Annotated in this window: 22 protein-coding genes and 1 tRNA gene; 9 read left to right on the plus strand and 14 right to left on the minus strand. The window is 59.4% G+C overall.

Features of this window, described 5'->3' with window-relative positions; all coding sequences use genetic code 11:
• Positions 1-9: 9 nt before the first annotated feature.
• The 7 genes from tolB to nadA all read left to right on the plus strand — a co-directional run bounded on the left by tolB (position 10) and on the right by nadA (position 5,656).
• Positions 10-1,290: a Tol-Pal system beta propeller repeat protein TolB gene (gene tolB / locus HUW52_RS08330; RefSeq protein WP_016983828.1), complete on the plus strand. Its 1,281-nt coding sequence runs from the start codon at positions 10-12 to the stop codon at positions 1,288-1,290.
• 52 nt (positions 1,291-1,342) lie between these two features.
• Complete coding sequence (gene pal, locus HUW52_RS08335; protein WP_003178634.1) at positions 1,343-1,840, plus strand: peptidoglycan-associated lipoprotein Pal; 498 nt, start codon at positions 1,343-1,345, stop codon at positions 1,838-1,840.
• Positions 1,841-1,846: 6 nt separating this feature from the next.
• The gene (ybgF, locus tag HUW52_RS08340; RefSeq protein WP_016983829.1) at positions 1,847-2,680 is read left to right on the plus strand and encodes a tol-pal system protein YbgF; all 834 of its coding nucleotides are present in this window, start codon (positions 1,847-1,849) and stop codon (positions 2,678-2,680) included.
• Positions 2,681-2,846: 166 nt separating this feature from the next.
• The gene (queE, locus tag HUW52_RS08345) at positions 2,847-3,494 is read left to right on the plus strand and encodes a 7-carboxy-7-deazaguanine synthase QueE (protein WP_007912722.1); all 648 of its coding nucleotides are present in this window, start codon (positions 2,847-2,849) and stop codon (positions 3,492-3,494) included.
• 1 nt (position 3,495) lies between these two features.
• Positions 3,496-4,188: a 7-cyano-7-deazaguanine synthase QueC gene (queC, locus tag HUW52_RS08350; protein ID WP_175553380.1), complete on the plus strand. Its 693-nt coding sequence runs from the start codon at positions 3,496-3,498 to the stop codon at positions 4,186-4,188.
• Between the two features lie 62 nt (positions 4,189-4,250).
• Positions 4,251-4,326, plus strand: a tRNA-Lys gene (locus tag HUW52_RS08355).
• Positions 4,327-4,597: 271 nt separating this feature from the next.
• Complete coding sequence (gene nadA, locus HUW52_RS08360; protein WP_175553381.1) at positions 4,598-5,656, plus strand: quinolinate synthase NadA; 1,059 nt, start codon at positions 4,598-4,600, stop codon at positions 5,654-5,656.
• Between the two features lie 136 nt (positions 5,657-5,792).
• On the opposite strand, the gene HUW52_RS08365 is transcribed toward nadA, so the two are convergent.
• The 12 genes from HUW52_RS08365 to arcD (HUW52_RS08420) form a co-directional block, all read right to left on the minus strand.
• Entirely contained in the window at positions 5,793-6,281 is a 489-nt protein-coding gene (locus tag HUW52_RS08365) for an RDD family protein (protein ID WP_175553382.1), read from the minus strand.
• 96 nt (positions 6,282-6,377) lie between these two features.
• Positions 6,378-6,590 carry a cold-shock protein gene (locus HUW52_RS08370; protein ID WP_003227496.1) on the minus strand — a complete coding sequence of 71 codons (213 nt, stop codon included), beginning with the start codon at positions 6,588-6,590 and terminating at the stop codon, positions 6,378-6,380.
• Positions 6,591-6,994: 404 nt separating this feature from the next.
• Complete coding sequence (gene gcvT / locus HUW52_RS08375) at positions 6,995-8,119, minus strand: glycine cleavage system aminomethyltransferase GcvT (protein ID WP_175553383.1); 1,125 nt, start codon at positions 8,117-8,119, stop codon at positions 6,995-6,997.
• Positions 8,120-8,270: 151 nt separating this feature from the next.
• Positions 8,271-9,647 carry an L-serine ammonia-lyase gene (locus HUW52_RS08380; RefSeq protein ID WP_175553384.1) on the minus strand — a complete coding sequence of 459 codons (1,377 nt, stop codon included), beginning with the start codon at positions 9,645-9,647 and terminating at the stop codon, positions 8,271-8,273.
• A 186-nt stretch (positions 9,648-9,833) separates the two neighbouring features.
• On the minus strand, positions 9,834-12,686 hold the full coding sequence (gene gcvP / locus HUW52_RS08385; RefSeq protein ID WP_175553385.1) for an aminomethyl-transferring glycine dehydrogenase: 2,853 nt from the start codon (positions 12,684-12,686) through the stop codon (positions 9,834-9,836).
• Positions 12,687-12,697: 11 nt separating this feature from the next.
• Positions 12,698-13,081: a glycine cleavage system protein GcvH gene (gcvH, locus tag HUW52_RS08390; RefSeq protein ID WP_016983835.1), complete on the minus strand. Its 384-nt coding sequence runs from the start codon at positions 13,079-13,081 to the stop codon at positions 12,698-12,700.
• A 439-nt stretch (positions 13,082-13,520) separates the two neighbouring features.
• Complete coding sequence (locus HUW52_RS08395) at positions 13,521-15,029, minus strand: sigma-54-dependent transcriptional regulator (protein WP_102900179.1); 1,509 nt, start codon at positions 15,027-15,029, stop codon at positions 13,521-13,523.
• 262 nt (positions 15,030-15,291) lie between these two features.
• Positions 15,292-15,654 (minus strand): DUF5064 family protein, encoded by a 363-nt coding sequence (locus HUW52_RS08400; protein WP_175553386.1) that lies wholly within the window; start codon positions 15,652-15,654, stop codon positions 15,292-15,294.
• A 62-nt stretch (positions 15,655-15,716) separates the two neighbouring features.
• A complete protein-coding gene (arcC, locus tag HUW52_RS08405) occupies positions 15,717-16,646 on the minus strand; it encodes a carbamate kinase (RefSeq protein WP_016983838.1) in 930 nt (309 codons plus the stop codon).
• A 191-nt stretch (positions 16,647-16,837) separates the two neighbouring features.
• Entirely contained in the window at positions 16,838-17,848 is a 1,011-nt protein-coding gene (locus tag HUW52_RS08410; RefSeq protein ID WP_016983839.1) for an ornithine carbamoyltransferase, read from the minus strand.
• A gap of 69 nt (positions 17,849-17,917) precedes the next feature.
• Positions 17,918-19,174, minus strand: a complete 1,257-nt coding sequence (gene arcA, locus HUW52_RS08415) for an arginine deiminase (RefSeq protein ID WP_175553387.1) — start codon at positions 19,172-19,174, stop codon at positions 17,918-17,920.
• A 33-nt stretch (positions 19,175-19,207) separates the two neighbouring features.
• A complete protein-coding gene (gene arcD / locus HUW52_RS08420; RefSeq protein WP_007908042.1) occupies positions 19,208-20,635 on the minus strand; it encodes an arginine-ornithine antiporter in 1,428 nt (475 codons plus the stop codon).
• Positions 20,636-21,072: 437 nt separating this feature from the next.
• On the opposite strand from arcD (HUW52_RS08420), the gene arcD (HUW52_RS08425) reads away from it, so the two are divergent.
• The gene (gene arcD, locus HUW52_RS08425) at positions 21,073-22,500 is read left to right on the plus strand and encodes an arginine-ornithine antiporter (RefSeq protein ID WP_095112272.1); all 1,428 of its coding nucleotides are present in this window, start codon (positions 21,073-21,075) and stop codon (positions 22,498-22,500) included.
• On the plus strand, positions 22,497-23,360 hold the full coding sequence (locus HUW52_RS08430) for a DNA-3-methyladenine glycosylase (RefSeq protein WP_175553388.1): 864 nt from the start codon (positions 22,497-22,499) through the stop codon (positions 23,358-23,360). Before arcD (HUW52_RS08425) ends, HUW52_RS08430 begins: the two co-directional genes overlap by 4 nt.
• A gap of 601 nt (positions 23,361-23,961) precedes the next feature.
• On the opposite strand, the gene HUW52_RS08435 is transcribed toward HUW52_RS08430, so the two are convergent.
• The gene (locus HUW52_RS08435; protein WP_175553389.1) at positions 23,962-25,311 is read right to left on the minus strand and encodes a CoA transferase; all 1,350 of its coding nucleotides are present in this window, start codon (positions 25,309-25,311) and stop codon (positions 23,962-23,964) included.
• 192 nt (positions 25,312-25,503) lie between these two features.
• On the minus strand, positions 25,504-26,259 hold the full coding sequence (locus tag HUW52_RS30700; protein ID WP_371260381.1) for a methyl-accepting chemotaxis protein: 756 nt from the start codon (positions 26,257-26,259) through the stop codon (positions 25,504-25,506).
• Between the last annotated feature and the right edge of the window lie 15 nt (positions 26,260-26,274).

The raw sequence follows: 26,274 nt of genomic DNA on the forward strand, positions 1-26,274 counted from the left end.
CTTCGAGGAATGCTGGTCGTGATCTGCTGCATGGCAGGGATCGCGATGGCGGATGAAAAGAACATTCTGGTTACCAGCGGCAGCGATCGGGCTACTCCGATCGCCGTTGTACCGTTCGGTATGCAGGGCGGTGCTGTGCTGCCGGACGACATGGCAGAAATCATTGGTAACGATTTGCGTAACTCGGGCTACTACTCGCCGATTCCAAAGCAAAACATGATCAGCCAGCCAAGCCAGCCGAGCGAAATCATCTTCCGTGACTGGAAGGCGGTGGGTGCTCAATACATGATGGTGGGCAGCATTGCGCCAGCCGGCGGTCGCCTGCAAGTGCAGTGGGCGCTGTTCAACGTGGCCACCGAACAGAAAGTGGCTGACGGCAGTGTTTCTGGTACCACCGAGCAACTGCGCGACATGGCGCACTTCATCTCTGATCAGTCGTTCCAGAAGCTGACCGGTATTGAAGGTGCGTTCTCGACTCGCCTGCTGTATGTGACGGCTGAACGCTTCTCCGAGAAGAACACGCGTTACACCCTGCAACGTTCTGACTATGACGGTGCCCGTGCCGTGACTCTGCTGCAATCGCGCGAGCCGATCCTGTCGCCGCGTTTCGCACCGGATGGCAAGCGCATTGCTTACGTATCGTTCGAGCAGAAGCGTCCGCGCATCTTCATGCAGAACATCGACACCGGTCGCCGTGAGCAGATCACCAACTTCGAAGGCCTGAACGGTGCACCAGCCTGGTCGCCGAACGGCGATCGCCTGGCATTCGTACTGTCCAAAGACGGTAACCCGGACATTTACGTGATGAACCTGGCTTCGCGCCAGATCACCCGAGTGACCGCAGGTCCTGGCATCAACACCGAACCGTACTGGGGCAAGGATGGTTCGACCATCTATTTCACCTCGGACCGCGGCGGCAAGCCTCAGATCTACAAAACCAGCGCCAGTGGCGGTGGTGCCGAGCGTGTGACGTTTGTAGGTAACTACAACGCCAACCCGAAACTTTCGGCAGATGAAAAGACTTTGGTGATGATTCATCGTCAGGATGGCTTCACCAATTTCAAGGTGGCAGCTCAGGATCTGCAGCGAGGTAGTGTAAAGATCCTCACTGATAGCACTCTGGACGAGTCACCTACTGTTGCGCCCAACGGCACCATGGTAATCTACGCCACCCGCCAACAGGGCCGGGGAGTCTTGATGCTCGTGTCCATTAATGGACGCGTTAGGCTCCCGCTTCCTACCGCTCAAGGCGAAGTCAGAGAACCGTCCTGGTCCCCTTACCTGAAGTGAGCGGGCGCTACACGTTTTACTTAACACACTGGGGTTCATTAGGAGTTTCACGATGGAAATGCTGAAGTTTGGTAAATTTGCTGCGCTGGCTCTGGCCATGGCTGTAGCTGTAGGTTGCTCGTCCAAAGGCGGCGACAACGCCGGTGAAGGCGCTGTTGATCCAAACGCTGGTTACGGCGCAAACACTGGTGCCGTTGACGGTTCCCTGAGCGAAGAAGCTGCTCTGCGCGCAATCACCACCTTCTACTTCGAATACGACAGCTCGGACCTGAAGCCAGAAGCCATGCGCGCTCTGGACGTTCACGCCAAAGACCTGAAAGCAAACGGCGCTCGCGTTGTTCTGGAAGGCAACACCGACGAACGTGGTACTCGTGAGTACAACATGGCACTGGGCGAGCGTCGTGCGAAAGCCGTTCAGCGCTACCTGGTACTGCAAGGTGTTTCCCCAGCTCAGCTGGAACTGGTTTCCTACGGCGAAGAGCGTCCAGTTGCTACCGGCAACGACGAGCAGTCCTGGGCTCAAAACCGTCGCGTCGAACTGCGTAAGTAATTCGATATGCGAACGTGCCGTCGTGCTGTAACTGTTCTGGCTCTCAGCCTCGCGCCGCTTGCGGCGTGGGCTGCGGTTCCTGTGGTCGATGACAACTCCGGTTATAACAATAGCGGGAGCAGTTATCCGCCTGCAGGTTACGGTACGAACGGCGCCTATGCCGGGGGAGCGGCTTCGGCCCCTGCCTCGGCACAAGGCATGCTGTTCAACCAACTGCAACAAATGCAGGATCAGATATCGCGCCAGCAAGGTGTGATCGAAGAACTGCAGAATCAAGTTGCGCGCATGAAGCAGGAATCCCTGGAGCGATACCAGGATCTTGATCGGCGCATAGGATCCGGTGCTGCACCTGCCGCGACTCCTGAGAATTCTTCTGCCGGTGGCGATGCAAGTGCTGCTGCCGGTGCTGCCGCTGGCGCCGGGGCTGCTGCCCAGGCACCTGCTGCAAGTAGCGAACCGGGTGATCCGGCCAAGGAAAAGCTGTATTACGATGCCGCTTTCGACCTGATCAAAGCCAAGGATTTTGACAAGGCCAGCCAGGCTTTTGCCGCTTTCCTGCGCAAATACCCGAACAGCCAATACGCGGGCAACGCTCAGTACTGGTTAGGCGAAGTGAATCTGGCCAAAGGCGATCTGCAAGGCGCAGGCCAGGCTTTCGCCAAGGTTTCGCAGCTGTATCCCAAGCACGCCAAAGTGCCGGATTCGCTGTACAAGCTGGCTGATGTAGAGCGCCGCCTCGGTCATACCGACAAGGTCAAAGGCATTCTGCAGCAGGTGGTGGCCCAATATCCGGGTACCTCCGCCGCTCAGTTGGCCCAACGCGATCTGCAACGCATGTAAGCAGGCTTGACCCGTTTGGAAGAAACCCGCGCTTGTCGCGGGTTTTTTCGTTAGAATTCACGCCCTTTTTCTGAAACACGCTTCTTGTGGTCCGCGCGTTGGCGGGATTACCTGAAGTGCCTGACGGAGGCGGACAGCCTGTTTAGCTGTTACGCCCGTGGCGACTATGCAAGACACATTGAGAATCACCGAAGTTTTCTACTCTTTGCAGGGGGAAACGCGGACTGCCGGGCTGCCCACGGTTTTTGTGCGCCTGACCGGTTGCCCATTGCGTTGCCAATACTGCGACAGCGCCTATGCCTTCAGTGGCGGTACCGTGCGTACCCTCGACGACATTCTCGAGCAAGTGGCCGGATTTCGCCCGCGCTACGTCTGTGTCACCGGCGGTGAGCCGCTGGCACAGCCCAATGCCATTCCTTTGCTCAAACAGTTGTGTGATGCCGGTTATGAGGTCTCGCTGGAAACCAGCGGCGCCCTCGACGTCTCGGCTGTCGATCCGCGCGTCAGTCGCGTTGTCGATCTGAAGACGCCGGATTCGAAAGAAGCCCATCGCAACCGTTACGAGAACATCGAACTGCTGACGCCCAACGATCAGGTGAAGTTTGTCATCTGCTCGCGCGACGACTATGACTGGGCCGTCTCCAAACTGATTCAGTACGGTCTCGATCGGCGTGCCGGCGAAGTGCTGTTTTCCCCAAGTCACCATGACCTCAATGCTCGCGATCTGGCGGACTGGGTGGTGGCGGACAACCTGCCGGTGCGGTTGCAATTACAGTTGCATAAATATTTGTGGAATGACGAGCCGGGGCGCTGATATGACCGAACAACTGAACTCCACTGGAAAACGTGCGGTCATCCTGCTGTCCGGCGGCCTGGATTCGGCGACCGTTGTGGCCATGGCTCGCGCCGAAGGCTACAGCTGCTACACCATGAGCTTCGATTACGGTCAGCGTTCCCATGCCGAATTGCACGCGGCTGCACGCGTCGCCCGCGACCTGGGCGTGGTTGAGCACAAAGTCATTGGCCTGAACCTGAATGGCATGGGCGGTTCGGCGCTGACCGACAGCAGTATCGATATCCCGGAAGAACTGGGCGAAGGCATTCCGGTCACTTACGTGCCGGCGCGCAACACAGTGTTCTTATCGTTGGCGCTGGGCTGGGCTGAAGTGCTCGGCGCGCGCGACATCTTTATTGGTGTCAACGCCGTGGACTATTCCGGTTACCCGGATTGCCGTCCCGAGTTCATCGAGTCGTTTGAGCGCATGGCCAATTTGGCGACCAAGGCGGGCGTGGAAGGCAATGGTTTCCGCATCCAGGCACCGTTGCAGAACCTGAGCAAGGCGCAGATCGTTCAGGCGGGCGTGAAGCTTGGCGTTGATTATGGCCTCACCGTGTCCTGCTATCAGGCCGACGATGAAGGCCGCGCGTGCGGTAAATGCGACAGCTGCCGGCTGCGCGCAGAAGGCTTTGCGGCCGCTGGTGTGAGTGACCCAACACCTTATTTTTGATTATTTTCAAAAAGGTGTTGAATAGTCCTTAAAAATCAGTATTATACGCGCCACCACACAGCGGGTCGTTAGCTCAGTTGGTAGAGCAGTTGGCTTTTAACCAATTGGTCGTAGGTTCGAATCCCACACGACCCACCATATTTGGCGGTTTAGAAAATCCGGAAGGCCCACGAAAGTGAGGATTTCCGGGTTTTTTTTTGCCTGCAATTCGGACCTGCGTCGTTTCGATACCTGCAGCGCTGACGCAGGTCAGAATCATCTTTTGTATCAACGGGATATTCTGTAGCCTTGCGCAGCTTCAATGCTGTCCGTGCCTGATAATACTCACTCTCCCGGCGGTACCCTCAAGCGGTCCGGAGCCGGGTGTATACTCGACTTTCGCGCGAACGCGCCTGCAGGTCTTGCGAACATGACGCAGATTTCCGAACGCCTTCTGGTTCAAGCCCACCTCGATGCCAAACAGCCCAAACCGCTGACGGCCGAGGAAGAGGCTTATTACCGTTCTGCCATCGCCGCCGAGCTCAAGGCTCAGGACGCGGTGCTGGTGGCTCACTTTTATTGCGATCCGGTGATTCAGGCTCTGGCCGAAGAAACCGGTGGCTGTGTCTCTGACTCCCTGGAAATGGCCCGCTTCGGCAATGCTCACCCGGCGAAGACCGTGGTGGTGGCCGGCGTGAAGTTCATGGGCGAGACCGCGAAGATTCTCAACCCGGAAAAACGCGTGCTGATGCCAACGCTGGAGGCGACCTGCTCGCTGGACCTGGGATGCCCGGTTGATGAGTTCTCGGCGTTCTGCGATCAGCACCCGGAGCGTACGGTGGTGGTCTACGCCAATACCTCCGCTGCTGTTAAAGCACGGGCTGACTGGGTGGTGACTTCAAGTTGCGCACTGGAGATCGTCGAAAGCCTGATGGACAACGGCGAGACGATCATTTGGGGCCCTGACAAGCACCTGGGCACCTACATTCAGCGCAAGACCGGCGCCGACATGCTGCTCTGGGACGGTGCGTGCATCGTTCACGAGGAGTTCAAGTCCAAACAGCTCGAAGACATGAAGGCGCTGTACCCGGACGCCGCGATTCTGGTGCACCCGGAATCGCCAACGTCGGTGATCGAGCTGGCGGACGCCGTCGGGTCCACCAGCCAGTTGATTGCTGCCGCGCAGAGCCTGCCAAACAAGACCCTGATCGTCGCCACCGACCGTGGCATCTTCTACAAGATGCAGCAGTTGTGCCCGGACAAGGTTTTCATCGAGGCGCCAACCGCCGGTAACGGCGCTGCGTGCCGCAGTTGCGCACATTGCCCGTGGATGGCCATGAACACCCTTGAGCGCACGCTCAAGAGCTTGAAGGACGGCACGAACGAGATCTTTGTTGATCCGGCGTTGATTCCGCAGGCGATCCGGCCGCTGAAGCGCATGCTCGACTTCACCCAGGCAGCGCGGATGAAGCTGGCCGGTAACGCCTGAGCTCTTTCAGACACAACACAAAACCTGTAGGAGTGAGCCTGCTCGCGATAGCGGCGTGTCAAACAACGAATATGTTGACTGACACACCGCTATCGCGAGCAGGCTCACTCCTACAGTGGTATTCGGCGTCTGGAAATTATTTGGTCTTCTTCGGGACCCGGACGAGGCGTGTATCGGAATAGATGTCATGCCACGTGCGCTTCTGCTTGTCGTACAGCGACCAGAAGAATCCCAGCCCCACGCACAACCACGACGCAATCGACACCATGAACCGCAACAGCGCCTGCCACAGGCTGATCGCGGTGCCATTTGCGTTCTGCACGCGAATGCCCCACACCTGCATGCCCAGTGTCTGCCCGCCATGGGTCCAGAACTTGGCAAAGAATCCGAACAGCACCAATACCAGCACCGTCGAGTAGAGCGGATCACCGTCCAGTTGCCCGGCATCGGTCATCACACGCAGGCGCTCTTCGCCAATGATCGCTGCCTGGATCAACTTGTAAATAAATCCGGTGACGATCAGCAGAGCGGTGCACAGCAGAAAGTCATAGAACATCGCTGCCAGACGACGGCCCAGGCCAACGGCAGGAAAATCGCCCTGTGGGGTGAGCAGGTTTTTCGACATGGCAGCCTCTGGACGCAAAGTGAAGCGCCATTTTACGGATTCGCGCGCACAAAAAAGCCCCTGATATCAATATCAGGGGCTTTTTCGTAACAGAAATCAGGCTTCTGCTTGTACTTCGTCAGCCTGCATGCCTTTCTGGCCTTGCACAGCAACGAAGGTCACTTTCTGGCCTTCTTTCAGGCTTTTGAAGCCGTTGCCCTGAATGGCGCGGAAATGCACGAACAGATCCGGACCGCTTTCTGGAGTGATAAAACCAAAACCTTTCTCGTCGTTAAACCACTTGACGGTACCGCTCTGACGTGTGGACATTTCTTATTTCCTTTGACGCAAAAATTAATGACAGTCTCCTTCACATGAAAGAGTACTGGGGCTGGTTGCAGGAGAGTAAGAAGACGTCGAACGGGATGTAGCTAACTTGTAGGCTACTGCCCAGGTCACGATTCCAAGCTGACCCATGCAAACACAGTGGACAAACTCTACGCCAACTACGGGAGAAAAAACAAGCCCTGCGAAGGCCCCGGTTTTACTGCGCTTTCTGGCAGTTAGTCAGTTCACTAGTGCGGGCTTAGACGATTAGCTTGTTCAATTGTTTTCGGACGTTATAAGCAAAGTTCATATTCGAATCGAATGTTAGAAAATGCACTTTTTTGTGGCGATTGCGTGACACATTAGTGCACGCATTACGCAATCGCGTTACTTATAGAAACAGTCAATCAACCGCGATAGTAGCGTTGTGGAACAAATGGCATTTTGCTTACAAGCATTTGTACCTTTTTCCCACGAACGATGGCCCAGACCGGTGTGTCGAGGGTGACATAAGCGCTGTCGAGGTAACCCATCGCCAACGGCCCGCCCAAGGTCGGACCAAAGCCACCGCTGCACACGCTGCCGATGATCTCGCCGGCTTCGTTGACGATTTCTGCGCCTTCACGCACCGGGGTGCGTTCTTGCGGTAGCAAGCCGACGCGTTTACGTGCGACGCCATTCTGCTGCTGGGCGAAAATGTTTTCCGCCCCCGGAAAACCGCCGGCGCGCGCGCCATCAGTGCGACGAGGCTTGGACATTGCCCACAGCAGACTGGCTTCGATCGGCGTGGTCTCGGTGTTCATGTCGTGGCCATACAGGCACAGGCCGGCTTCCAGGCGCAGCGAATCGCGAGCACCGAGGCCGATGGCCTGGACTTCCGGTTCAGCGAGCAGGGCGCGGGCGAGTTTTTCGGCATCGGCGGCCGGAACGGAGATTTCGAAACCGTCTTCACCGGTGTAGCCCGAACGGCTGACGAAGCAGTCGACACCCAGCAGATTGACGCGGGCGAACTGCATGAACGTCATTTTCGCCACGTCGGGAGCCAGTCGCGCCAGCACGGTAACGGCTGCCGGACCCTGCAATGCCAAGAGGGCGCGCTCTTCGAACAGCGCCGTAATGGTGCACTGATCGCCGATGTGTTTTTGCAGGTGGGCCAGGTCCTGATCCTTGCAGGCGGCATTGACCACCAGGAACAGTTCGTCGTTGCCGAGGTTGGCGACCATCAAGTCATCGAGAATGCCGCCGTTCTCGTTGGTGAACATCGCGTAACGCTGCATACCCACCGGCAGGTCGATGATGTCTACCGGCACCAGGCTTTCCAGCGCTTTGGCGGCGTTGGCGCCGGTCAGGCGGATCTGACCCATGTGCGAGACGTCGAACAGCCCGGCCTGCTCACGGGTGTGCTGGTGTTCTTTCATCACGCCGAGCGGGTATTGCACCGGCATGTCGTAGCCAGCGAACGGCACCATGCGGGCGCCGAGTTCGAGGTGCAGAGCGTGCAGCGGGGTTTTCGACAGTTGTTCGGTGGACATGCGTGGCTCCTTGAAAATTTGAGTTGGGGGTAAGCGGCAAGATCAAGATCAAAAGCCCCTCACCCCAGCCCTCTCCCGGAGGGAGAGGGGGCTAATTACGTTTCTCTCCCTGGGGGAGAGGTGGTCAATTTTGGTTTGGCTTGGTTCGTGATCAGCATTCGATGATGTTGACCGCCAGACCGCCGCGGGCGGTCTCTTTGTATTTGCTTTTCATGTCGGCGCCGGTCTGGCGCATGGTGCGGATGACTTTGTCGAGGGAGACGAAATGCTGGCCGTCGCCACGCAGGGCCATGCGCACCGCATTGATGGCTTTCACCGAGCCCATCGCATTGCGCTCGATGCACGGCACTTGCACCAGTCCGCCAATCGGGTCGCAGGTCAGGCCGAGGTTGTGTTCCATGCCGATTTCTGCGGCGTTCTCGACTTGCTGAACGCTGCCGCCGAGCACTTCGCACAACGCCCCGGCCGCCATCGAACAGGCGACGCCGACTTCACCCTGACAACCGACTTCAGCGCCGGAGATCGAGGCATTCTCCTTGTAGAGAATGCCGATGGCCGCCGCGGTCAGCAGAAAGCGCACGACGCCGTCGTCATTCGCGCCGGGGATAAAGCGCATGTAGTAATGCAGCACCGCCGGAATAATCCCCGCTGCACCGTTAGTGGGTGCGGTGACTACGCGGCCACCATTGGCGTTTTCTTCGTTGACCGCCAAGGCGTAGAGGTTGACCCAATCAAGCACCGACAACGGATCACGCAACGCCGATTCCGGGTTCTTGCACAGTTGCCGATGCAACGCCGCCGCACGACGTTTGACCTTCAAACCGCCCGGCAGAATGCCTTCGTTACGACAACCGGCGGCGACGCAGTCCTGCATTACTTGCCAGATTTTCAGCAGGCCGGCACGGGTCTCCGCTTCCGGGCGCCAGGCGCTTTCATTGGTCAGCATCACCTGACTGATCGACAGACCATAGGTGGCGCAATGGCTGAGCAAGTCCTTGGCACTTTTGAACGGGAAGGTCAGCGGCGTGGCGTCTTCGACGATGCGATCGGCGCCGGCCGCATCTTCATCGACCACAAACCCGCCACCGACCGAGTAGTACTCGCGGCTGCGAATCTGCAGGCCCGCCGCATCAAAGGCGCGGAAGATCATGCCGTTGGGGTGATAGGCCAGCGGCTTGCGGATCATCGCCAGGTGTTCTTTCTCGTTGAACGCAATGCTGTGTTCACCGAGCAGGTTAAGCCGGCCGTTGCCGCGAATTTCTTGCAGACGGGCGGCAACGGTTTCGGTATCGACGGTGTCCGGGTGTTCGCCTTCGAGGCCGAGCAGCACGGCTTTGTCGCTGCCGTGGCCTTTACCGGTGGCGCCGAGGGAGCCGTAGAGTTCGACGCGAACGCTGGCGGTGGTGGTCAGCAGGTTTTCCCGGCGCAGGCCTTCGGCGAAACGCGCAGCAGCGCGCATCGGGCCGACGGTGTGGGAACTGGAGGGGCCGATGCCAATCTTGAACAGGTCGAACACGCTTAACGACATGAGTGGTTCTCCGGTTTCTTGTTATAGGAATTGGCGAAACATCAGGCTTGATGCGTTCCCCTGTAGGAGCTGCCGAAGGCTGCGATCTTTTGATCCTGATCTTTCAACAGCAAGATCAAAAGATCGCAGCCTTCGGCAGCTCCTACAGGTTAAGCGGTGGGGGCGAGTGGTTCGCCCCTTTCTGGTTTAAGCGTAGCTTTCGATCGACGGGCAGGCGCAGACCAGGTTGCGATCGCCGAAGACGTTGTCGACGCGACCGACCGGTGGCCAGTATTTGCCTTCGATCAACGAAGCAACGGGATAAACGGCCTGCTCGCGGCTGTACGGGTGAGTCCACTCGCCCACCAGCTCTGCCGCCGTGTGCGGCGCGTTCTTCAGCGGGTTGTCGTCCTTGTCCAGCGTGCCGTTTTCCACCGCGCGGATTTCTTCGCGGATGCGAATCATCGCGTCGCAGAAGCGGTCCAGTTCTTCCTTGGATTCGCTTTCGGTCGGCTCGATCATCAGCGTGCCGGCTACCGGGAACGACATGGTCGGCGCGTGGAAGCCGAAGTCGATCAGGCGCTTGGCGACGTCATCAACGCTGATGCCGCTGCTGTCTTTCAACGGACGCAGATCGAGAATGCACTCGTGTGCCACCAGACCGTTGCTGCCGGTGTACAGCACTGGGTAGTGCTCTTCGAGGCGACGGGAGATGTAGTTGGCATTGAGGATCGCCAGCTGCGAAGCGCGCTTCAAACCGGCGCCGCCCATCATGCGAATGTACATCCAGGTGATCGGCAAAATACTTGCGCTGCCGAACGGTGCTGCGCAGACCGCGCCTTCCTTGCGTTGCATCTGGCCGTGGCCTGGCAGGAACGGGGTCAGGTGCGACTTGACACCAATCGGGCCGACGCCCGGGCCGCCACCGCCGTGCGGGATGCAGAAGGTTTTGTGCAGGTTCAGGTGGGAGACGTCGCCGCCGAACTTGCCCGGTGCGCAGAGGCCGACCATCGCGTTCATGTTGGCGCCGTCGATGTACACCTGGCCGCCGTTGTCATGAATGATCCCGCAGATTTCGCGGATGCCTTCTTCGAACACGCCGTGGGTCGACGGGTAAGTGATCATCAGCGCGGCGAGGTGTTCGCGGTGCTCGATGGCTTTGGCACGCAGGTCTTCGATGTCGACGTTGCCGCGCGCATCGCACGCAGTCACGACAACGCGCATGCCAGCCATGTTGGCGGTGGCCGGGTTGGTGCCGTGGGCGGACGACGGAATCAGGCAGATGTCGCGGCGCTCATCGCCACGGCTCTGGTGATAGGCGCGAATCGCCAACAGGCCTGCGTATTCGCCTTGCGAACCGGCGTTCGGTTGCAGTGAGATCGCGTCGTAACCGGTAGCGGCGCAGAGCATCGCTTCCAGTTCATCGGTCAGTTGCTGGTAACCGGCACTTTGCGCGGCCGGGGCGAACGGGTGCAGAGCACCGAATTCAGCCCAGGTCACCGGGATCATTTCGCTGGCAGCGTTGAGTTTCATCGTGCACGAGCCCAACGGGATCATGGTGCGATCCAGTGCCAGGTCCTTGTCGGCCAGTTTGCGCAGGTAGCGCATCAGCTCGGTTTCCGAGTGATAACGGTTGAACACCGGGTGGCTGAGGATTGGCGACTGACGTACCAGCGACGCAGGAATAGTGCTTTGAACCGAAGCGGCGAGGGCAGCGAAATCCGGCAGGGTCTTGCCGTCGGCGAACAGGCTCCACAGGGTTTCGATATCCGCCTGGGTGGTGGTTTCGTCGACCGACAGGCCCAGACGCTGAGCGTCGATCACGCGCAGGTTGATCTGCGCAGCGTGCGCCTTGTCGTGCAGTGCGGCGGTGTTTGCGCCGGTGGCCACGGTCAGGGTGTCGAAGAAGCTGGCTTGTTCGACTTTCGCGCCGAGCGCGGTCAGGCCCTTGGCCAGAATCGCGGTCAGGTGATGCACGCGGTTGGCGATCTGGGTCAGGCCTTTCGGGCCGTGGTAGACGGCGTACATGCTGGCGATATTGGCCAGCAGCACTTGCGCGGTGCAGATGTTCGACGTGGCCTTCTCGCGGCGGATGTGTTGCTCGCGGGTCTGCATCGCCAGACGCAGCGCCGGCTTGCCGAAGCGGTCAACCGAAACGCCTACCAGACGGCCCGGCATGTCGCGTTTGAACGCATCTTTGGTGGAGAAGTAAGCCGCGTGCGGGCCACCGAAGCCCAGCGGCACGCCGAAGCGTTGCGCGGAACCGATGGCGACGTCAGCGCCGAACTCGCCCGGGGCGGTCAGCAGCGTCAGGGCCAGCAGGTCAGCGGCGACGGCGACCAAGGCGTTGGCGGCGTGGAAGCGTTCGGTCAGTTCGCGGTAGTCGAACACATCACCGTTGCTCGCCGGGTATTGCAGCAGGGCGCCAAAGAACGGCGTTACGTCAGTCAGTTCACGCTCATCGCCGACGACCACGTCAATGCCCAGCGGCTCGGCACGGGTGCGCAGCACGTCGAGGGTTTGCGGGTGGCTGTGGATCGAGGCGAAGAATTGGTGGCTGCCCTTGTTCTTGCTCAGGCGTTTGCAGAAGGTCATGGCTTCGGCAGCGGCGGTGGCTTCATCGAGCAGGGAAGCGTTGGCGATCGGCAGGCCGGTGAGGTCGCTGATCATGGTCTGGAAGTTCAGCAGCGCTTCGAGACGGCCCTGGGAAATTTCTGGCTGGTACGGCGTGTACGCGGTGTACCAGGCCGGGTTTTCCAACAGGTTGCGCAGGATCGGCGACGGCGTGTGGCAGTTGTAGTAGCCCTGGCCGATGTAGGTCTTGAACAACTGATTCTTGCCGGCGATCGATTTGATCATCGCCAGGGCATCGGCTTCGCTGAGGCCGTCGTCCATGCCGAGCACGCTGGTGCCCTTGATGCTTTCCGGGATGACGCTGGCGCTCAGCGCTTCGAGCGAGTCGAAGCCGAGGCTGTTGAGCATGGCTTGCTCGTCACCGGCGCGCGGGCCGATATGACGGGCGATGAATTCGTTGGCGGTGCCGAGGTTGATTTGAGTCATGTCGGTGTTCCTCAGGCTTCGGCTTGGGCTTTGATCAGACGGTCGTACGCGTCCTGATCGAGCAGTTTGCCGACAGCGGCGGCATCGCTTGGCTGGAAGCGGAAGAACCAGCCTTCGCCCAGCGGATCTTCGTTGACCAGTTCCGGAGCGTCTTCGAGCGCCGGGTTGACGGCCAGTACGTCGCCATCGAGCGGCATGTACACGCCGCTGGCAGCTTTTACCGATTCCACGGTGGCGGCTTCGGCGCCTTTTTCGTAAGCCTGCAGCTCAGGCAGTTGCACGAACACCACGTCGCCCAGGGCGTTCTGCGCGAAAGCGGTGATGCCGACAGTAACGCTGCCGTCAGCTTCGGTGCGCAGCCATTCGTGATCTTCAGTAAAACGCAACTCGCTCATGGAAACTCCTCAGGGGGCCAGACTCGTCTGGTGGACGCGGTGGAATAGTCGGGCGCGAAGGCCCTTATTTATGAGGGGTTGATTAGCAAGAATGCGGCCAAGGTTCATTTATCTTTATAAATCAATGATTTAGGTATTAAAGGGGTCAGCACGGGAGGCATCTCTGTAGCGAAATCGCTACAGCCTGGAGCGAGGATAAAAGCTGAACGGGATCAAAGCCTTGCACAGCGGTGATCGGAGGAGGGTGTATCGATATCGTTCCGCTGTAGCGCTTTCAGTACAGTTGGAGGTCGCTTTTAAACTGGGAACCCTGATTTTTTGAATTGGAAACCCGGACTGTAGGAGCTGCCGAAGGCTGCGATCTTGACCCGGGCAATACACATCCAAATTCAAAAGATCGCAGCCTCCGGTAGCTCCTACAAGGGAATTTGTGGTGCTTTCAGGGCTTGTTGGGAATTCCGTATTTGCGCAGGCGATGGGCGATGGCCGTGTGCGAAGTTTGCAGGCGGCTGGCCAGTTGGCGGGTCGAGGGATAGCTGACGTAGAGTTTTTCCAGCAGCGTTTTTTCGAAAGATTCGACCGCTTGTTCGAGGCTGTCGACATCGCTGTCGGTTTGCCGCGCCACCGAGGTGCCGGCAATGTCGAGGTCGCCGATATCCACCAGGCTACTCTCGCAAATCGCCGCCGCGCGGAAGATCACGTTCTGCAATTGTCGTACGTTGCCCGGCCAGCGATTGCCGAGCAGCGCCGGGTAAGTCCCCGGGGCGAGGCGGCAGACCGGGCGCTGAATCTGCGCACAAGCCTGCTGCATGAAATAGCGTGCCAGCAACAGAATGTCCTGGCCGCGCTCGCGCAGCGGCGGCACTTCGACGTTGAGTACGTTGAGGCGATAAAACAGGTCTTCGCGGAACAAGCCTTCGCTGACCATTTTTTCCAGATCACGGTGGGTCGCGCTGAGGATGCGCACGTTGACCTTCACCTCGCGATCACCGCCCACGCGGCGGAAGCTGCCGTCGTTCAAAAAGCGCAGCAGTTTGGCCTGCAAGTACGGCGACATTTCGCCGATTTCATCGAGAAACACCGTGCCCTGGTTAGCCAGTTCCATCAGCCCCGGTTTACCGCCGCGCGCCGCGCCAGTGAAGGCTCCCGGGGCGTAGCCGAACAGTTCGCTTTCGGCGAGGTTCTCTGGCAACGCCGCGCAGTTCAGGGCGAGAAACGGTGCGCTGTGGCGAGCGCTGATGGCGTGACAGGCGCGGGCGACCAGTTCTTTGCCGGTGCCGGTTTCGCCCTGGATCAGCAGGGGGGCGTCGAGGGCGGCGACTCTTTGCGCGCGTGCCTTGAGTGTGCGGATTGCCGGGGACTCGCCGAGCAGCGCGTCGAAACCTTCGGCGTGGTCGTGGTGCAGCGCCGAGAGTTGTTCGCCGATGCGGTTCGGTTGGTACAAGGTCAGCAGGGCGCCAGCGTCGGTGATTGGCGTGGCATCGAGCAACAAGGTCTGACCGTTGACGGTGATTTCGCGCAGCGGCAGGCGAAAGCCGTGTTCGAGCAAGGTGTCGAGCAGGGCGGGGTCGTTGAACAGTTCAGAGACGCTTTCACCGGCCGGTTCGCGACCGTAGAGCGCGATTAATGCCGGGTTGGCGAGCAGCACTTTGCCGGCGCTGTCGAGCGCCAAAACCGGATCGGTCATCGCAGCCAGCAACGCGTCGAGCTGCAAGTGCCGACGCTGGCCGGGGAGGATGTCGACCACGGTCACCGCTTCCACGCCGAGCACGCGGAACAGCGCATCTTTCAGTTCTTCGAGCACTTGCGGGCTCAGGGTCGGCGCGTCGATGTAGACGTTGGGCGGGATCATCTCCACCGCATCCAGATTGAGATTGCGCCCACCGAGGATAGCCAGGACTTCCTGGGTGATGCCGACGCGGTCGATGAAGCTGACGTGGATACGCATGGGGCGGTTCAGTGATCTGCAGAGCGGAGGGTGGCAAGTATGCCTTGGGCTTGGAGAGAGGTGAAAGCAAAAGCACCCTCACCCCAGCCCTCTCCCGGAGGGAGAGGGGGCCGACCGAGGTGTCTGGCGCTATACGTCGACCTGTTAAATCGAGTCGATTATGGATTCAGTGATGCAGGGTCAGGTCGGCGTAATTCTGCAGCATCCCCCAATCAGTCCCCTCTCCCTTTGGGAGAGGGCTAGGGTGAGGGGCTTTTTCGGTTTACTCGAAATGCTCAAGATTGACCGGATCCCCGGATTGCATATTCAACTTCTGCCGAATGTCTTCAAACATCAGATCGTAATGCTTGTGCACCGATCCGATCTGGCTGTGAGCCTTGGGAATTCCGTACTTCTCGGCGATCCGGGTCACGTCGCGGGCGAAGTTGTAAGCCTCTTCCTTGGGCAGGAAAAACGCTTCCTTCATGTCCTTGCCCTGCATGCTGCCATGCAGGGTGAACTGAATCCCTTTGCCTTTCTGCGGATCGGTGAACACTTCATAGTCGAGGTGCACGTTGTAACTGACGTCATCCGGCGTCAACGCATGCCGCTCGATGTGCAGGCGACCGGGTTCGAATTGGGCCATGGTTTACTCCTTTCAAGGCATGGGAGAAGGGCAGACCTCGGGCCTGCCCCCGGAGTTTCTAATTATCGATAGCTGATGCCGGGCTTGGCGGTGGTCACGCGAGTACCGGCAGTGCCCTGAACGATGGCTTCGATATCCGCCAGCGAACCGATCACCGCAACTTTGCCAGTATGGCGCGCGAATTCGCAGGCTGCCTGCACCTTCGGTCCCATCGAACCGGCGGCGAAACCGAGGCGTTCGAGTTCATCCGGGTGCGCTTCGGCAATGGCTTTCTGCGTTGGTTTGCCGTAGTCGATGAACGCCGCGTTGACGTCAGTGGCGATCACCAGCAGGTCGGCTTCCAGTTGCTCGGCGAGCAGCGACGAGCACAGGTCCTTGTCGATCACCGCCTCGATACCCTTGAGGTTGCGGTTCTCGTCATACATGGTCGGGATCCCGCCACCACCGGCGCAAATCACGATGCTGCCCTTGTCCAGCAACCACTTGATCGGGCGGATTTCGAAGATGCGTTTTGGCCGTGGACTGGCGACTACGCGGCGGAACTTGTCGCCGTCCGGAGCAATCGCCCAACCTTTGTCAGCGGCGAGTTTTTCCGCTTCGGCTTTGTCGTAAACCGGGCCGATCGGCTTGGTCGGGTTCTTGAACGCGGGGTCGTTGGCGTCGACTTCAACCTGGGTCAGCAGGGTGGCGAACGGCACCTCGAAGTCGAGCAGGTTGCCCAGTTCCTGTTCGATAATGTAGCCGATCATGCCTTCGGTTTCGGCACCGAGCACGTCCAGCGGGTAAGGGGTGACGGAGGTGTAGGCCGCCGCTTGCAGCGACAGCAGGCCGACTTGCGGGCCATTGCCGTGGGCGATGACCAGTTGGTTGCCGGGATGGATCTTGGCGATTTGCTCGGTGGCGATGCGGATGTTGGCGCGCTGATTGTCAGCGGTCATCGGTTCACCACGGCGGAGCAGGGCGTTACCGCCCAGCGCTACGACGATACGCATGGTGCATGTCCTTCTAAAACAGAGGAATGGCAAACGACTCGATTCCCTGATGGAACCGGAATCCCCTGTGGGAGCGAGCCTGCTCGCGAAGGCGTCAGATCAGTCGACATCTCTGTTGAATGACTCACTGCTTTCGCGAGCAGGCTCGCTCCCACCTTTGGCACCGGTTCCTTCAGTGGGAGCTATTTCAGTTACAGATCAGCCAGGGTCGAGACCAGAATCGCCTTGATCGTGTGCATGCGGTTTTCCGCTTGCTCGAAGGCGATGCAGGCAGGCGACTCGAACACGTCGTCGGTCACTTCGATGCCGTTTTTCAAATGCGGATACTGCTCGGCAATCTGTTTGCCGACCTTGGTATCGCTGTTGTGGAACGCCGGCAGGCAGTGCATGAACTTGGTGCGTGGGTTGCCGGAGGCTTTCATCAGCTCGGCGTTGACCTGGTACGGCAGCAGTTGCTGGATACGCTCGGCCCAGGCTTCCACTGGCTCGCCCATCGATACCCAAACGTCGGTGTGAATGAAGTCGACGCCTTTAACGGCGGCTTTCGGGTCTTCAGTCAGGGTGATGCGCGCACCGCTTTCTTCCGCATATTTGTGGCAACGCTCGACCAGATCATCCAGTGGCCATAGGGCTTTCGGCGCGCAGATGCGCACGTCCATGCCCAGTTTGGCGCCGACCAGCAGCAGCGAGTTACCCATGTTGTTGCGCGCATCGCCGAGGTAGGCGTAGCTGATGTCATGGATCGGCTTGTCGGCGTGTTCACGCATGGTCAGCACGTCGGCGATCATCTGAGTCGGGTGATATTCATCGGTCAGACCGTTGAACACTGGCACACCGGCGAACTTGGCCAGTTCTTCGACGATTTCCTGTTTGAAGCCACGGTACTCGATGGCGTCGTACATGCGCCCGAGCACGCGGGCGGTGTCTTTCATGCTTTCTTTGTGGCCGATCTGCGACGAGTTCGGGTCGATATAGGTGACGTTGGCGCCTTGGTCATACGCCGCCACTTCGAATGCGCAACGGGTGCGGGTCGAGGTTTTTTCGAAGATCAGGGCGATGTTGTTGCCCTTCAGGTGTTGTTGCTCGGTGCCGGTGTATTTCGCGCGTTTCAGATCGCGGGACAGGTCGAGCAGGTAACGCAGCTCACGTGGGGTGTGGTGTTCCAGGCTGAGCAGGTTACGGTTGTGAATGTTGAACGCCATGATGATTCTCCTTGGATTCGGTAATCGGCCCGGCCGCTACGGGATGGGTGCGGCCGGGGAGATGGTCGTTTAGTAATCGATTGGGTCACGCACGATCGGGCAGGTCATGCAGTGGCCGCCGCCACGGCCTCGGCCCAGTTCACCGGCGCTGATGGTGATGACTTCCACGCCGGCCTTGCGCAGCAGGGTGTTGGTGTAGGTGTTGCGGTCGTAGCCGATGACCACGCCCGGCTCCACGGCCACCACGTTGTTGCCGTCGTCCCATTGCTCGCGTTCGGCGGCGAAGCTGTTGCCGCCGGTTTCCACCACGCGCAGCTTCGCCAGGTTGAGGGCTTTGGCCACGGTGTCGAGGAAGGTGCCTTCTTCGCGGCGGATGTCGATGCCGCCCTGTTTGCTTTCGTCAGGACGCAGGGTGAACGCGACGATCTGATTCACGACTTCCGGGAAAATCGTCACTAGGTCGCGGTCGCAGAAGCTGAACACGGTGTCGAGGTGCATCGCGGCGCGGGACTTCGGCAGGCCGGCGACGATGACTTTTTCCACGGCTTTGTTCTTGAACAGGTTCAGCGCCAGTTGGCCGATAGCTTGGCGGGACGAACGTTCGCCCATGCCGATCAACACCACGCCGTTGCCGATCGGCATGACGTCGCCGCCCTCAAGGGTGGAGCTGCCGTGATCCTTGTCCGGGTCGCCGTACCAGATCTCGAATTCGGCGTTGGTGAACTGTGGGTGGAATTTATAGATGGCGGTGGTCAGCAGGGTTTCCTGACGACGCGCTGGCCAGTACATCGGGTTCAGCGTCACGCCACCGTAGATCCAGCAAGTGGTGTCACGGGTGAACTGGGTGTTCGGCAGCGGCGGCAGAATGAAGCTGGAGTGGCCGAGGAAATCGCGGAACATCTGGATGGTCTTGCCGCCGAAACTGTCCGGCAGATCATCGGCAGACACGCCGCCAATCAGAAACTCGGCGATGTGTCGCGGCTCGAGGCTTTTCAGCCAGGATTTGACTTCGTTGATCAGGCCCAGGCCCACTGAGTCGGCGGTGACCTTGCGCTCGAGAATCCAGTCCAGTGCCTCAGGGATAGCGACGATGTCGGTCAGCAGGTTGTGCATTTCCAGCACATCGATGCCGCGCTCGCGCATTTTGGTGACGAAGTCGAAGTGGTCGCGCTTGGCCTGGGCCACCCAGAGCACGTCGTCGAACAGCAGTTCATCGCAGTTGTTCGGGGTCAGCCGCTGGTGGGCCAGACCTGGGGAGCACACCATGACTTTGCGCAGTTTGCCGGCTTCGGAATGGACGCCGTACTTAACTTTTTCCGTGGTCATTTCAGATCCTCCAGATAACAAAACAATCAGGGATTACAGAGTCAGGAAGCCGTCGTAGAGACCGTAGGCAGCCACCAGGGCACCCACGACCACTGCGGCGAAAATCAGCTTCTCGACGTTAGTGAAAATCGGTTGTTTGAGTTCCAGCTTGGCTTTGGCGAACAGGATCGCGCCAGGTGCGTAGAGCAGGGCCGAGAGCAGCAGATACTTGACCCCGCCGGCATACAGCAGCCACACCGCATAGATCAGCGCGATGCCGCCGATAATCAGATCCTTGCGCCGTTCGGCCGCAAAGCCTTCGTAGCTTTCGCCGCGCACCGCCAGCAGCAGGGCATAGGCTGCCGACCACAGGTACGGCACCAGAATCATCGAAGTGGCGAGGTAGATCAGCGACAGGTAAGTGCTGGCCGAGAACAGCGTGATGATCAGGAAAATCTGCACCATCGCGTTGGTCAGCCACAGGGCGTTGACCGGTACGTGGTTGGCGTTTTCCTTACGCAGGAACTCGGGCATGGTGTGGTCTTTGGCAGCGGCGAACATGATCTCCGCACACAGCAGCACCCACGACAGCAGCGCCCCCAGCAACGAGATGATCAGACCGACGCTGATCAGCACCGCGCCCCAGTGACCGACCACGTGCTCAAGCACGGCCGCCATCGACGGGTTCTGCAGTTTCGCCAGTTCCGGTTGGGTCATGATGCCCAGCGACAGTACGTTGACCAGCACCAAGAACAGCAGCACGGTGATGAAACCGATCACGGTGGCCTTACCCACGTCCGAGCGTTTTTCCGCACGGGCCGAGAAGATGCTCGCACCCTCGATGCCGATGAACACCCAGACGGTGACCAGCATCATGTTGCGCACCTGGTTCATCACACTGCCCAGATCCGGGTTTTTGATGCCCCAGATGTCGGCGGTGAAGATGTCCAGTTTGAAGGCGAACACCGCGATCAACACGAACAGCAGCAGCGGTACGACCTTGGCGACCGTGGTCACGAGGTTGATGAACGCCGCTTCCTTGATCCCGCGCAGCACCAGAAAGTGCACGGCCCACAGTAAAACCGAGGCGCCGATTACCGCAGCAACGGTGTTGCCTTCACCGAAAATCGGGAAGAAATAACCGAGGGTGCTGAACAGCAGAACGAAGTAACCGACGTTGCCCAGCCAGGCGCTGATCCAGTAACCCCAGGCGGACGAGAAACCCATGTAATCGCCGAATCCGGCCTTGGCGTAGGCGTAGACACCGCCGTCCAGGTCAGGCTTGCGATTGGCGAGGGTTTGAAAGACAAAAGCGAGGGTGAGCATGCCGACAGCGGTGATGGCCCAACCGATCAGTACTGCACCGACGTCGGCGCTGGCGGCCATGTTTTGTGGCAAAGAAAATATCCCGCCACCGATCATTGAGCCGACTACCAATGCAACCAGTGCACCTAGTCGTAGTTTTCCGGGAGCTTCAGACATTGCATGACTCCATTGCAGGAGAGAAGAGATCACAGCGTAGTTCTGTTGTCTGTTCAAACAGCTGACTTAGATCAGTGCATGGTCACATTCCATTGTTAATGAATGACTTAGGCTTCGACTGAAGGCATAAATACTCTGCCCGAAAGGCCCGTCCTAGAGGTGTTGTGGCTACATTGTTGGGAATGGCTATTATTACTTTTGAATTATCACGCTAGTTCTTTTTCAGCTTTTGGCAAATTTTCAGCGTCTGTTTTCAGTACAGAATTGATTTATCAGGATCAGCGCACAAAACTGTCTTAACGTGCTAGGCGTTAGCGTCATCGGCTATATATAAACAGGCGTTAATTGGCGTTACCTGATAAACGTCATCTACCTTTATCCGTTTAGTTAATAGTTGTTACAAATGCACGCTCACCACACTTCAAAGGGAAACTGAAATGTCGCAACCGACGCAAAAGCTGCGATTAGGCGCGTTGATCGCCCTGGTGGTGGGTTCGATGATTGGCGGAGGGATTTTCTCGCTGCCGCAGAACATGGCGGCACGCGCCGATGCCGGGGCGATCCTGATCGGTTGGGGCATCACGGCGATCGGCATGCTGACCCTGGCGTTCGTGTTCCAGACGTTGGCCAATCGCAAACCCGAGCTGGATTCCGGCGTGTACGCCTACGCCAAGGCCGGGTTTGGCGACTACATGGGTTTCTCGTCCGCGTGGGGTTACTGGATCAGTGCGTGGCTGGGCAATGTCGGCTATTTCGTCCTGCTGTTCAGCACCCTCGGTTACTTCTTTCCGGTGTTCGGCCAAGGCAATACGCCGATCGCCATCGGCTGTGCATCGGTGCTGCTGTGGGCCGTGCATTTTCTGGTGATGCGCGGGATCAAGGAAGCGGCGCTGATCAATCAACTGACCACGGTGGCCAAAGTCGTACCGCTGATCATGTTCATCGTCATCGCCGCCATCGCATTCAAGGCTGACATTTTTACCCGCGACATCTGGGGCACCAGCAACCCGAATTTTGGTGGGGTGATGGATCAGGTGCGCAACATGATGCTGGTCACGGTGTTTGTGTTCATCGGCATCGAAGGCGCCAGTGTGTACTCGGCGCGGGCGGAGAAACGCAGCGACGTCGGCCGCGCCACGGTGATCGGATTTATCGGCGTGCTGGCGCTGCTGGTACTGGTCAACGTGCTGTCGCTGGGGATCATGAGCCAGCCGGAGCTGGCGAATCTGCAAAACCCGTCACTGGCGGCGGTGCTTGAGCACATCGTCGGGCCGTGGGGCGCACTGTTGATCAGCATTGGTCTGGCGATTTCCCTGCTCGGTGCGCTGTTGTCGTGGGCGCTGCTGTGTGCGGAAATCCTCTTCGCCACGGCCAAGGACAAGACCATGCCGGCGTTCCTGAAAAAGGAAAACAAGAACCACGTGCCGGTCAACGCGTTGTGGCTGACCAACGCGATGATCCAGATTTTCCTGTTGATCACGCTGTTTTCGGCGGGCACTTACACCAGCCTGATTTATCTGGCCTCGTCGATGATTCTGGTGCCGTATCTGTGGTCGGCGGCGTACGCGGTGCTGCTCAGCGGGCGGGGCGAAACCTACGAACATGCTTCGGCTGAGCGCACCAAGGATCTGCTGATCGGTGGCATCGCCCTCGGTTATGCGGTGTGGTTGCTGTATGCCGGCGGGGTGAAGTATTTGCTGTTGTCGGCGTTGCTCTATGCGCCGGGGGTGATCCTGTTTGCCAAGGCCAAACATGAGGCGGGCGAGCCGTTGTTCACTCATGTCGAGAAAGGCATTTTCACTTGCGTGGTCATCGGCGCGGGGCTGGCGGCATACGGGTTGTACAGCGGTGTGCTGTCGTTGTGAGGTTGGCGCTTGCGTATGCGCCGCCGTATGACTGGGAGGCGATGTTGGGGTTTCTGGCGGCACGGGCGGTGGTCGGGATGGAGGTCGTGGTCGATGGTGTGTATTCACGCAGCATCGGTTTGAACGGGCTTCATGGCACGGTTTCAATTTGGCCTGAGGCAGGGAATGCCTTGGCCGTTGAGCTGGATTTTCCTGATCCGTTGATGGTGCCCGAGATCGTTGTCAGGTTGCGGCGGATGTTTGATCTGGATGCGGAACTGGCGCTGATGCAAGGGCATCTGGCGAATGATCCGTTGCTGGCGCGGCTGATTGCCGAGTGGCCGGGGTTGCGGATTCCGGGAGCGTGGGATGGCTTGGAACTGGCCTTTCGCGCGGTGCTTGGGCAGCAGATTACGGTGGTGGCGGCGATTCGTCTGGCGGGGAAACTGGTGGCGCAATATGGCGCGACGCTGGAATCCACAGTGCCCGGATTGACGCATGTGTTTCCCGAGGCGCACGTATTGGCGGCGGCAGATCTGGCGGCGCTGGGCATGCCGAAAAGTCGCGGGCGGACGCTGTCGGGGGTGGCGCAGTCGTTGCTGGAAGAACCTTCATTGTTCGAGCCGAATCGCGAGGACGGAGTGGCACGTCTACTGGCGTTGCACGGGATAGGCGAGTGGACGGCGCAGTACATTTCGTTGCGGCAATTGCGCGATCTGGATGGGTTTCCCCATGGCGATGTCGGGCTGCTACGGGCACTGGAAGTGTTGGAGGGCGTGCGACCGACAGCGCGGGATTTGGCTTTGCGCGCTGAGGCCTGGCGGCCTTATCGAGGGTATGCGGCGCAGCTTTTGTGGACGTCTTTGAGCAGGGCAGATTGATACATCATCGCTCGGCCTGAAATTGCAGCCCTCACCCCAGCCCTCTCCCAGAGGGAGAGGGGGCCGACCGAGGTGTGTTGCGTTGTACATCGACCTGAAGGACCGAGTCGATTATGGATTCAGCGCCAAGCGTTAAAGTCGGTGCATCTCTCGAATACCCGCCAATCAGTCCCCTCTCCCAGAGGGAGAGGGGGCCGACCGAGGTGTGTTGCGCTGTCCATCGACCTGCAAGACCGAGTCGATTATGGATTCAGCGCCAAGCGTTCAAGTCGGTGAATCTCTCGAATATCCGCCAATCAGTCCCCTCTCCCGGAGGGAGGGGGGCCGACCGAGGTGTGTTGCGTTGTACATCGAGCTGAAAGACCGAGTCGATTATGGATTCAGCGCCAAGCGTTCAAGTCGGTGAATCTCTCGAATACCCGCCAATCAGTCCCCTCTCCCAGAGGGAGAGGGGGCCGACCGAGGTGTGTTGCGTTGTACATCGAGCTGAAAGACCAAGTTGATCAGGGATTCACCGATATTCGTTCAAGTCGGTGAATCTCTCGAATATCCCCCAATCAGTCCCCTCTCCCTCTGGGAGAGGGTTAGGGTGAGGGGCTTTTTAAGCCCACCGTGGTTGGTGAGACCCCAACTCTGTAGCCGGCAACGCCCACTGAATCGGCGTGCCGCTGATCTTCACCGGCACCTGCAAGCGATGCGCCGGCCCCCACGGTGTCTGTTCCAGAAATGAACCCTGATCCCGCTCATCTTCCGCCCGCAATGCTTCATTCGTCCCCAGCCCAGACTCGATCAACAGTTTCGCCGTCCGCGCCAGCGACAACCGCGCCGAGCCACTTCGACCCGTCTTCAAACGCTCGGTCAACAGTCGGAGCGCGCTCGCCGCCAGCAAATACCCGGTCGCATGATCCAGCGCCTGCACCGGCAACGGCGTCGGTTTGTCAGCTTGCTTCCATAGCTGGCCGGCCTCGGCGATGCCGCTGCTCATCTGCACCAGACTGTCGAAGCCGCGGCGGTTCTGCCACGGGCCACTCCAGCCGTAGGCATTGAGGCCGACATCGATCAGGCCCGGCGCGAGCTGGCGACGGCGCTCAACGCCGAACCCGAGATTTTCCAAGGCATCGGCGCGGTATCCGTGCAGCAGAATATCGGTTTCTTTCAACAAGCCCTCGAACACCGCACGATGCGCCGAGTCATGCAGATTCAGCCGCGCGCAGCGTTTGCCGAGGGTCATTTCCGGGACGACACCGGGCTCGTTCCAGATCGGTGAATCGATGCGCAATACATTGGCGCCAAGGCCGGCGAGAAAACGGCTGGCGGTGGGACCGGCGAGTACGCGCGTCAGATCCAGCACCTTGATCCCGGCCAACGGTTGCGCCACCGAACCTTGCCACGGTTGACCGTGTTCATCCGGCGAATCGAAGAAATGCACCAGCGGTTCGGCATTTACCGCCAATCCCTGCGGATGCTTTTGCCACTGCGCCCAACTGCGCATCTCGGCGGCACAACCGTTGGCGTCAACCACCGCTTGCTCCAGATCTGTGCTCGTCCATTGCGCGACTTTCGCCGCCATCGCGGTACGATCGGCGCAGGCACCGAGCACACTTTCAGCGGCGGCGCGGTGATGCGGGGCGTTGGTGTGCAGACGGATCCAGCCGTCCTTTGTCGCGTAGTCTCCGGCAACCGGGTCCCACAGCGGTGGTACTTGCCAGCCCATCGGGCGCAGCGAGGTCGAGAACCAGAACGAGGCCAGGCGACGGTCGACTTCCACGCTGGGCAGGTGACCGGTCTGTTGCTCGATCAATTGGCTGACGGCCTGACCGGCAGCGGCCATGCTGGCGCAGGCAAGCTCGGTGACCGCGAATGCCGAGGGCAGGGCGCCATCGGCGGTGAACGGAATCGGCGTGTGCGGCAAGCCGAGTGCGGCTTGAATGGACGTGAGTAAATCAGTCATCGAAGGCCCTCCGGAGCGAGAGGGCGATGATAGTGCAAAAAATCATTGGATTAGATGAAAGCCCAGCGAATGAACACTCTCCCCTGTGGGAGCGAGCTTGCTCGCGAAGGGGGCGTCACATTCAACATCATTACTGAATGGCAGACCGCTTTCGCGAGCAAGCTCGCTCCCACAGGGTTCAACGGTGTAGCGTCAGACGCGGAACTGATCCATCAACTTCATCTGCTGACTGGCCAGGGCATTGAGCTGGCTGCTGATCGCCGCCGATTCGGTGGCTTGCTCAGTCAGCGTTTCGGTGACAGTACGAATCGCCGAGACGTTGCGGTTCACTTCTTCCGCCACCGCACTCTGCTGCTCCGCCGCGCTGGCAATCTGCAAGTTCATGTCGCTGATCACCGTCACCGCATCGCTGATCTTGCCCAGCGCATCGACCGCCTGACGAATCTGCCCGGCGTTGTTGTGCGCCTGGGTCTGGCTCGAATGCATGGTCGCGACCACGCCCCGCGTACCGGTCTGAATCCGCTCGATCACGATGCGAATCTCTTCCACCGAGTCCTGCGTACGTTTGGCCAGGTTGCGTACCTCGTCGGCAACCACGGCAAAACCACGGCCACTCTCACCGGCACGGGCGGCTTCAATCGCCGCGTTGAGGGCGAGCAGGTTGGTCTGTTCGGCGATGCTGCGGATCACTTCCAGCACCGAGCCGATCTGCTCGCTGTTGACCGCCAGCGCTTCAACCTCGGTCACCGCTTTACTGACTTCATCGGCCAGTTGATTGATGTCGCGGGTGCTGCGTTCGATGATCGACATGCCGTCCCTGGCCGACTGATCGGCACCTTTCGCGGCATTGGCCGCGTTGGAGGCGCTGTTGGCGACGTCGTGGGCGGTGGCGCTCATTTCGTTGGAGGCGGTGGCCACCTGGTCGATCTCGCGGAACTGCACCTGCATGCCTTCGCTGGTCTG

The organism is Pseudomonas sp. 43A (assembly GCF_013363935.1).
GTDB lineage: Bacteria > Pseudomonadota > Gammaproteobacteria > Pseudomonadales > Pseudomonadaceae > Aquipseudomonas > Aquipseudomonas crudilactis.

Coding starts and splice junctions, on each gene's coding strand:
- tolB (WP_016983828.1), top strand. CDS start 10: ATGCTGGTCGTGATCTGCTGCATGGCAGGGATCGCGATGGCGGATGAA.
- pal (WP_003178634.1), top strand. CDS start 1,343: ATGGAAATGCTGAAGTTTGGTAAATTTGCTGCGCTGGCTCTGGCCATG.
- ybgF (WP_016983829.1), top strand. CDS start 1,847: ATGCGAACGTGCCGTCGTGCTGTAACTGTTCTGGCTCTCAGCCTCGCG.
- queE (WP_007912722.1), top strand. CDS start 2,847: ATGCAAGACACATTGAGAATCACCGAAGTTTTCTACTCTTTGCAGGGG.
- queC (WP_175553380.1), top strand. CDS start 3,496: ATGACCGAACAACTGAACTCCACTGGAAAACGTGCGGTCATCCTGCTG.
- nadA (WP_175553381.1), top strand. CDS start 4,598: ATGACGCAGATTTCCGAACGCCTTCTGGTTCAAGCCCACCTCGATGCC.
- HUW52_RS08365 (WP_175553382.1), bottom strand. CDS start 6,281: ATGTCGAAAAACCTGCTCACCCCACAGGGCGATTTTCCTGCCGTTGGC.
- HUW52_RS08370 (WP_003227496.1), bottom strand. CDS start 6,590: ATGTCCACACGTCAGAGCGGTACCGTCAAGTGGTTTAACGACGAGAAA.
- gcvT (WP_175553383.1), bottom strand. CDS start 8,119: ATGTCCACCGAACAACTGTCGAAAACCCCGCTGCACGCTCTGCACCTC.
- HUW52_RS08380 (WP_175553384.1), bottom strand. CDS start 9,647: ATGTCGTTAAGCGTGTTCGACCTGTTCAAGATTGGCATCGGCCCCTCC.
- gcvP (WP_175553385.1), bottom strand. CDS start 12,686: ATGACTCAAATCAACCTCGGCACCGCCAACGAATTCATCGCCCGTCAT.
- gcvH (WP_016983835.1), bottom strand. CDS start 13,081: ATGAGCGAGTTGCGTTTTACTGAAGATCACGAATGGCTGCGCACCGAA.
- HUW52_RS08395 (WP_102900179.1), bottom strand. CDS start 15,029: ATGCGTATCCACGTCAGCTTCATCGACCGCGTCGGCATCACCCAGGAA.
- HUW52_RS08400 (WP_175553386.1), bottom strand. CDS start 15,654: ATGGCCCAATTCGAACCCGGTCGCCTGCACATCGAGCGGCATGCGTTG.
- arcC (WP_016983838.1), bottom strand. CDS start 16,646: ATGCGTATCGTCGTAGCGCTGGGCGGTAACGCCCTGCTCCGCCGTGGT.
- HUW52_RS08410 (WP_016983839.1), bottom strand. CDS start 17,848: ATGGCGTTCAACATTCACAACCGTAACCTGCTCAGCCTGGAACACCAC.
- arcA (WP_175553387.1), bottom strand. CDS start 19,174: ATGACCACGGAAAAAGTTAAGTACGGCGTCCATTCCGAAGCCGGCAAA.
- arcD (WP_007908042.1), bottom strand. CDS start 20,635: ATGTCTGAAGCTCCCGGAAAACTACGACTAGGTGCACTGGTTGCATTG.
- arcD (WP_095112272.1), top strand. CDS start 21,073: ATGTCGCAACCGACGCAAAAGCTGCGATTAGGCGCGTTGATCGCCCTG.
- HUW52_RS08435 (WP_175553389.1), bottom strand. CDS start 25,311: ATGACTGATTTACTCACGTCCATTCAAGCCGCACTCGGCTTGCCGCAC.
- HUW52_RS30700 (WP_371260381.1), bottom strand. CDS start 26,259: ATGCAGGTGCAGTTCCGCGAGATCGACCAGGTGGCCACCGCCTCCAAC.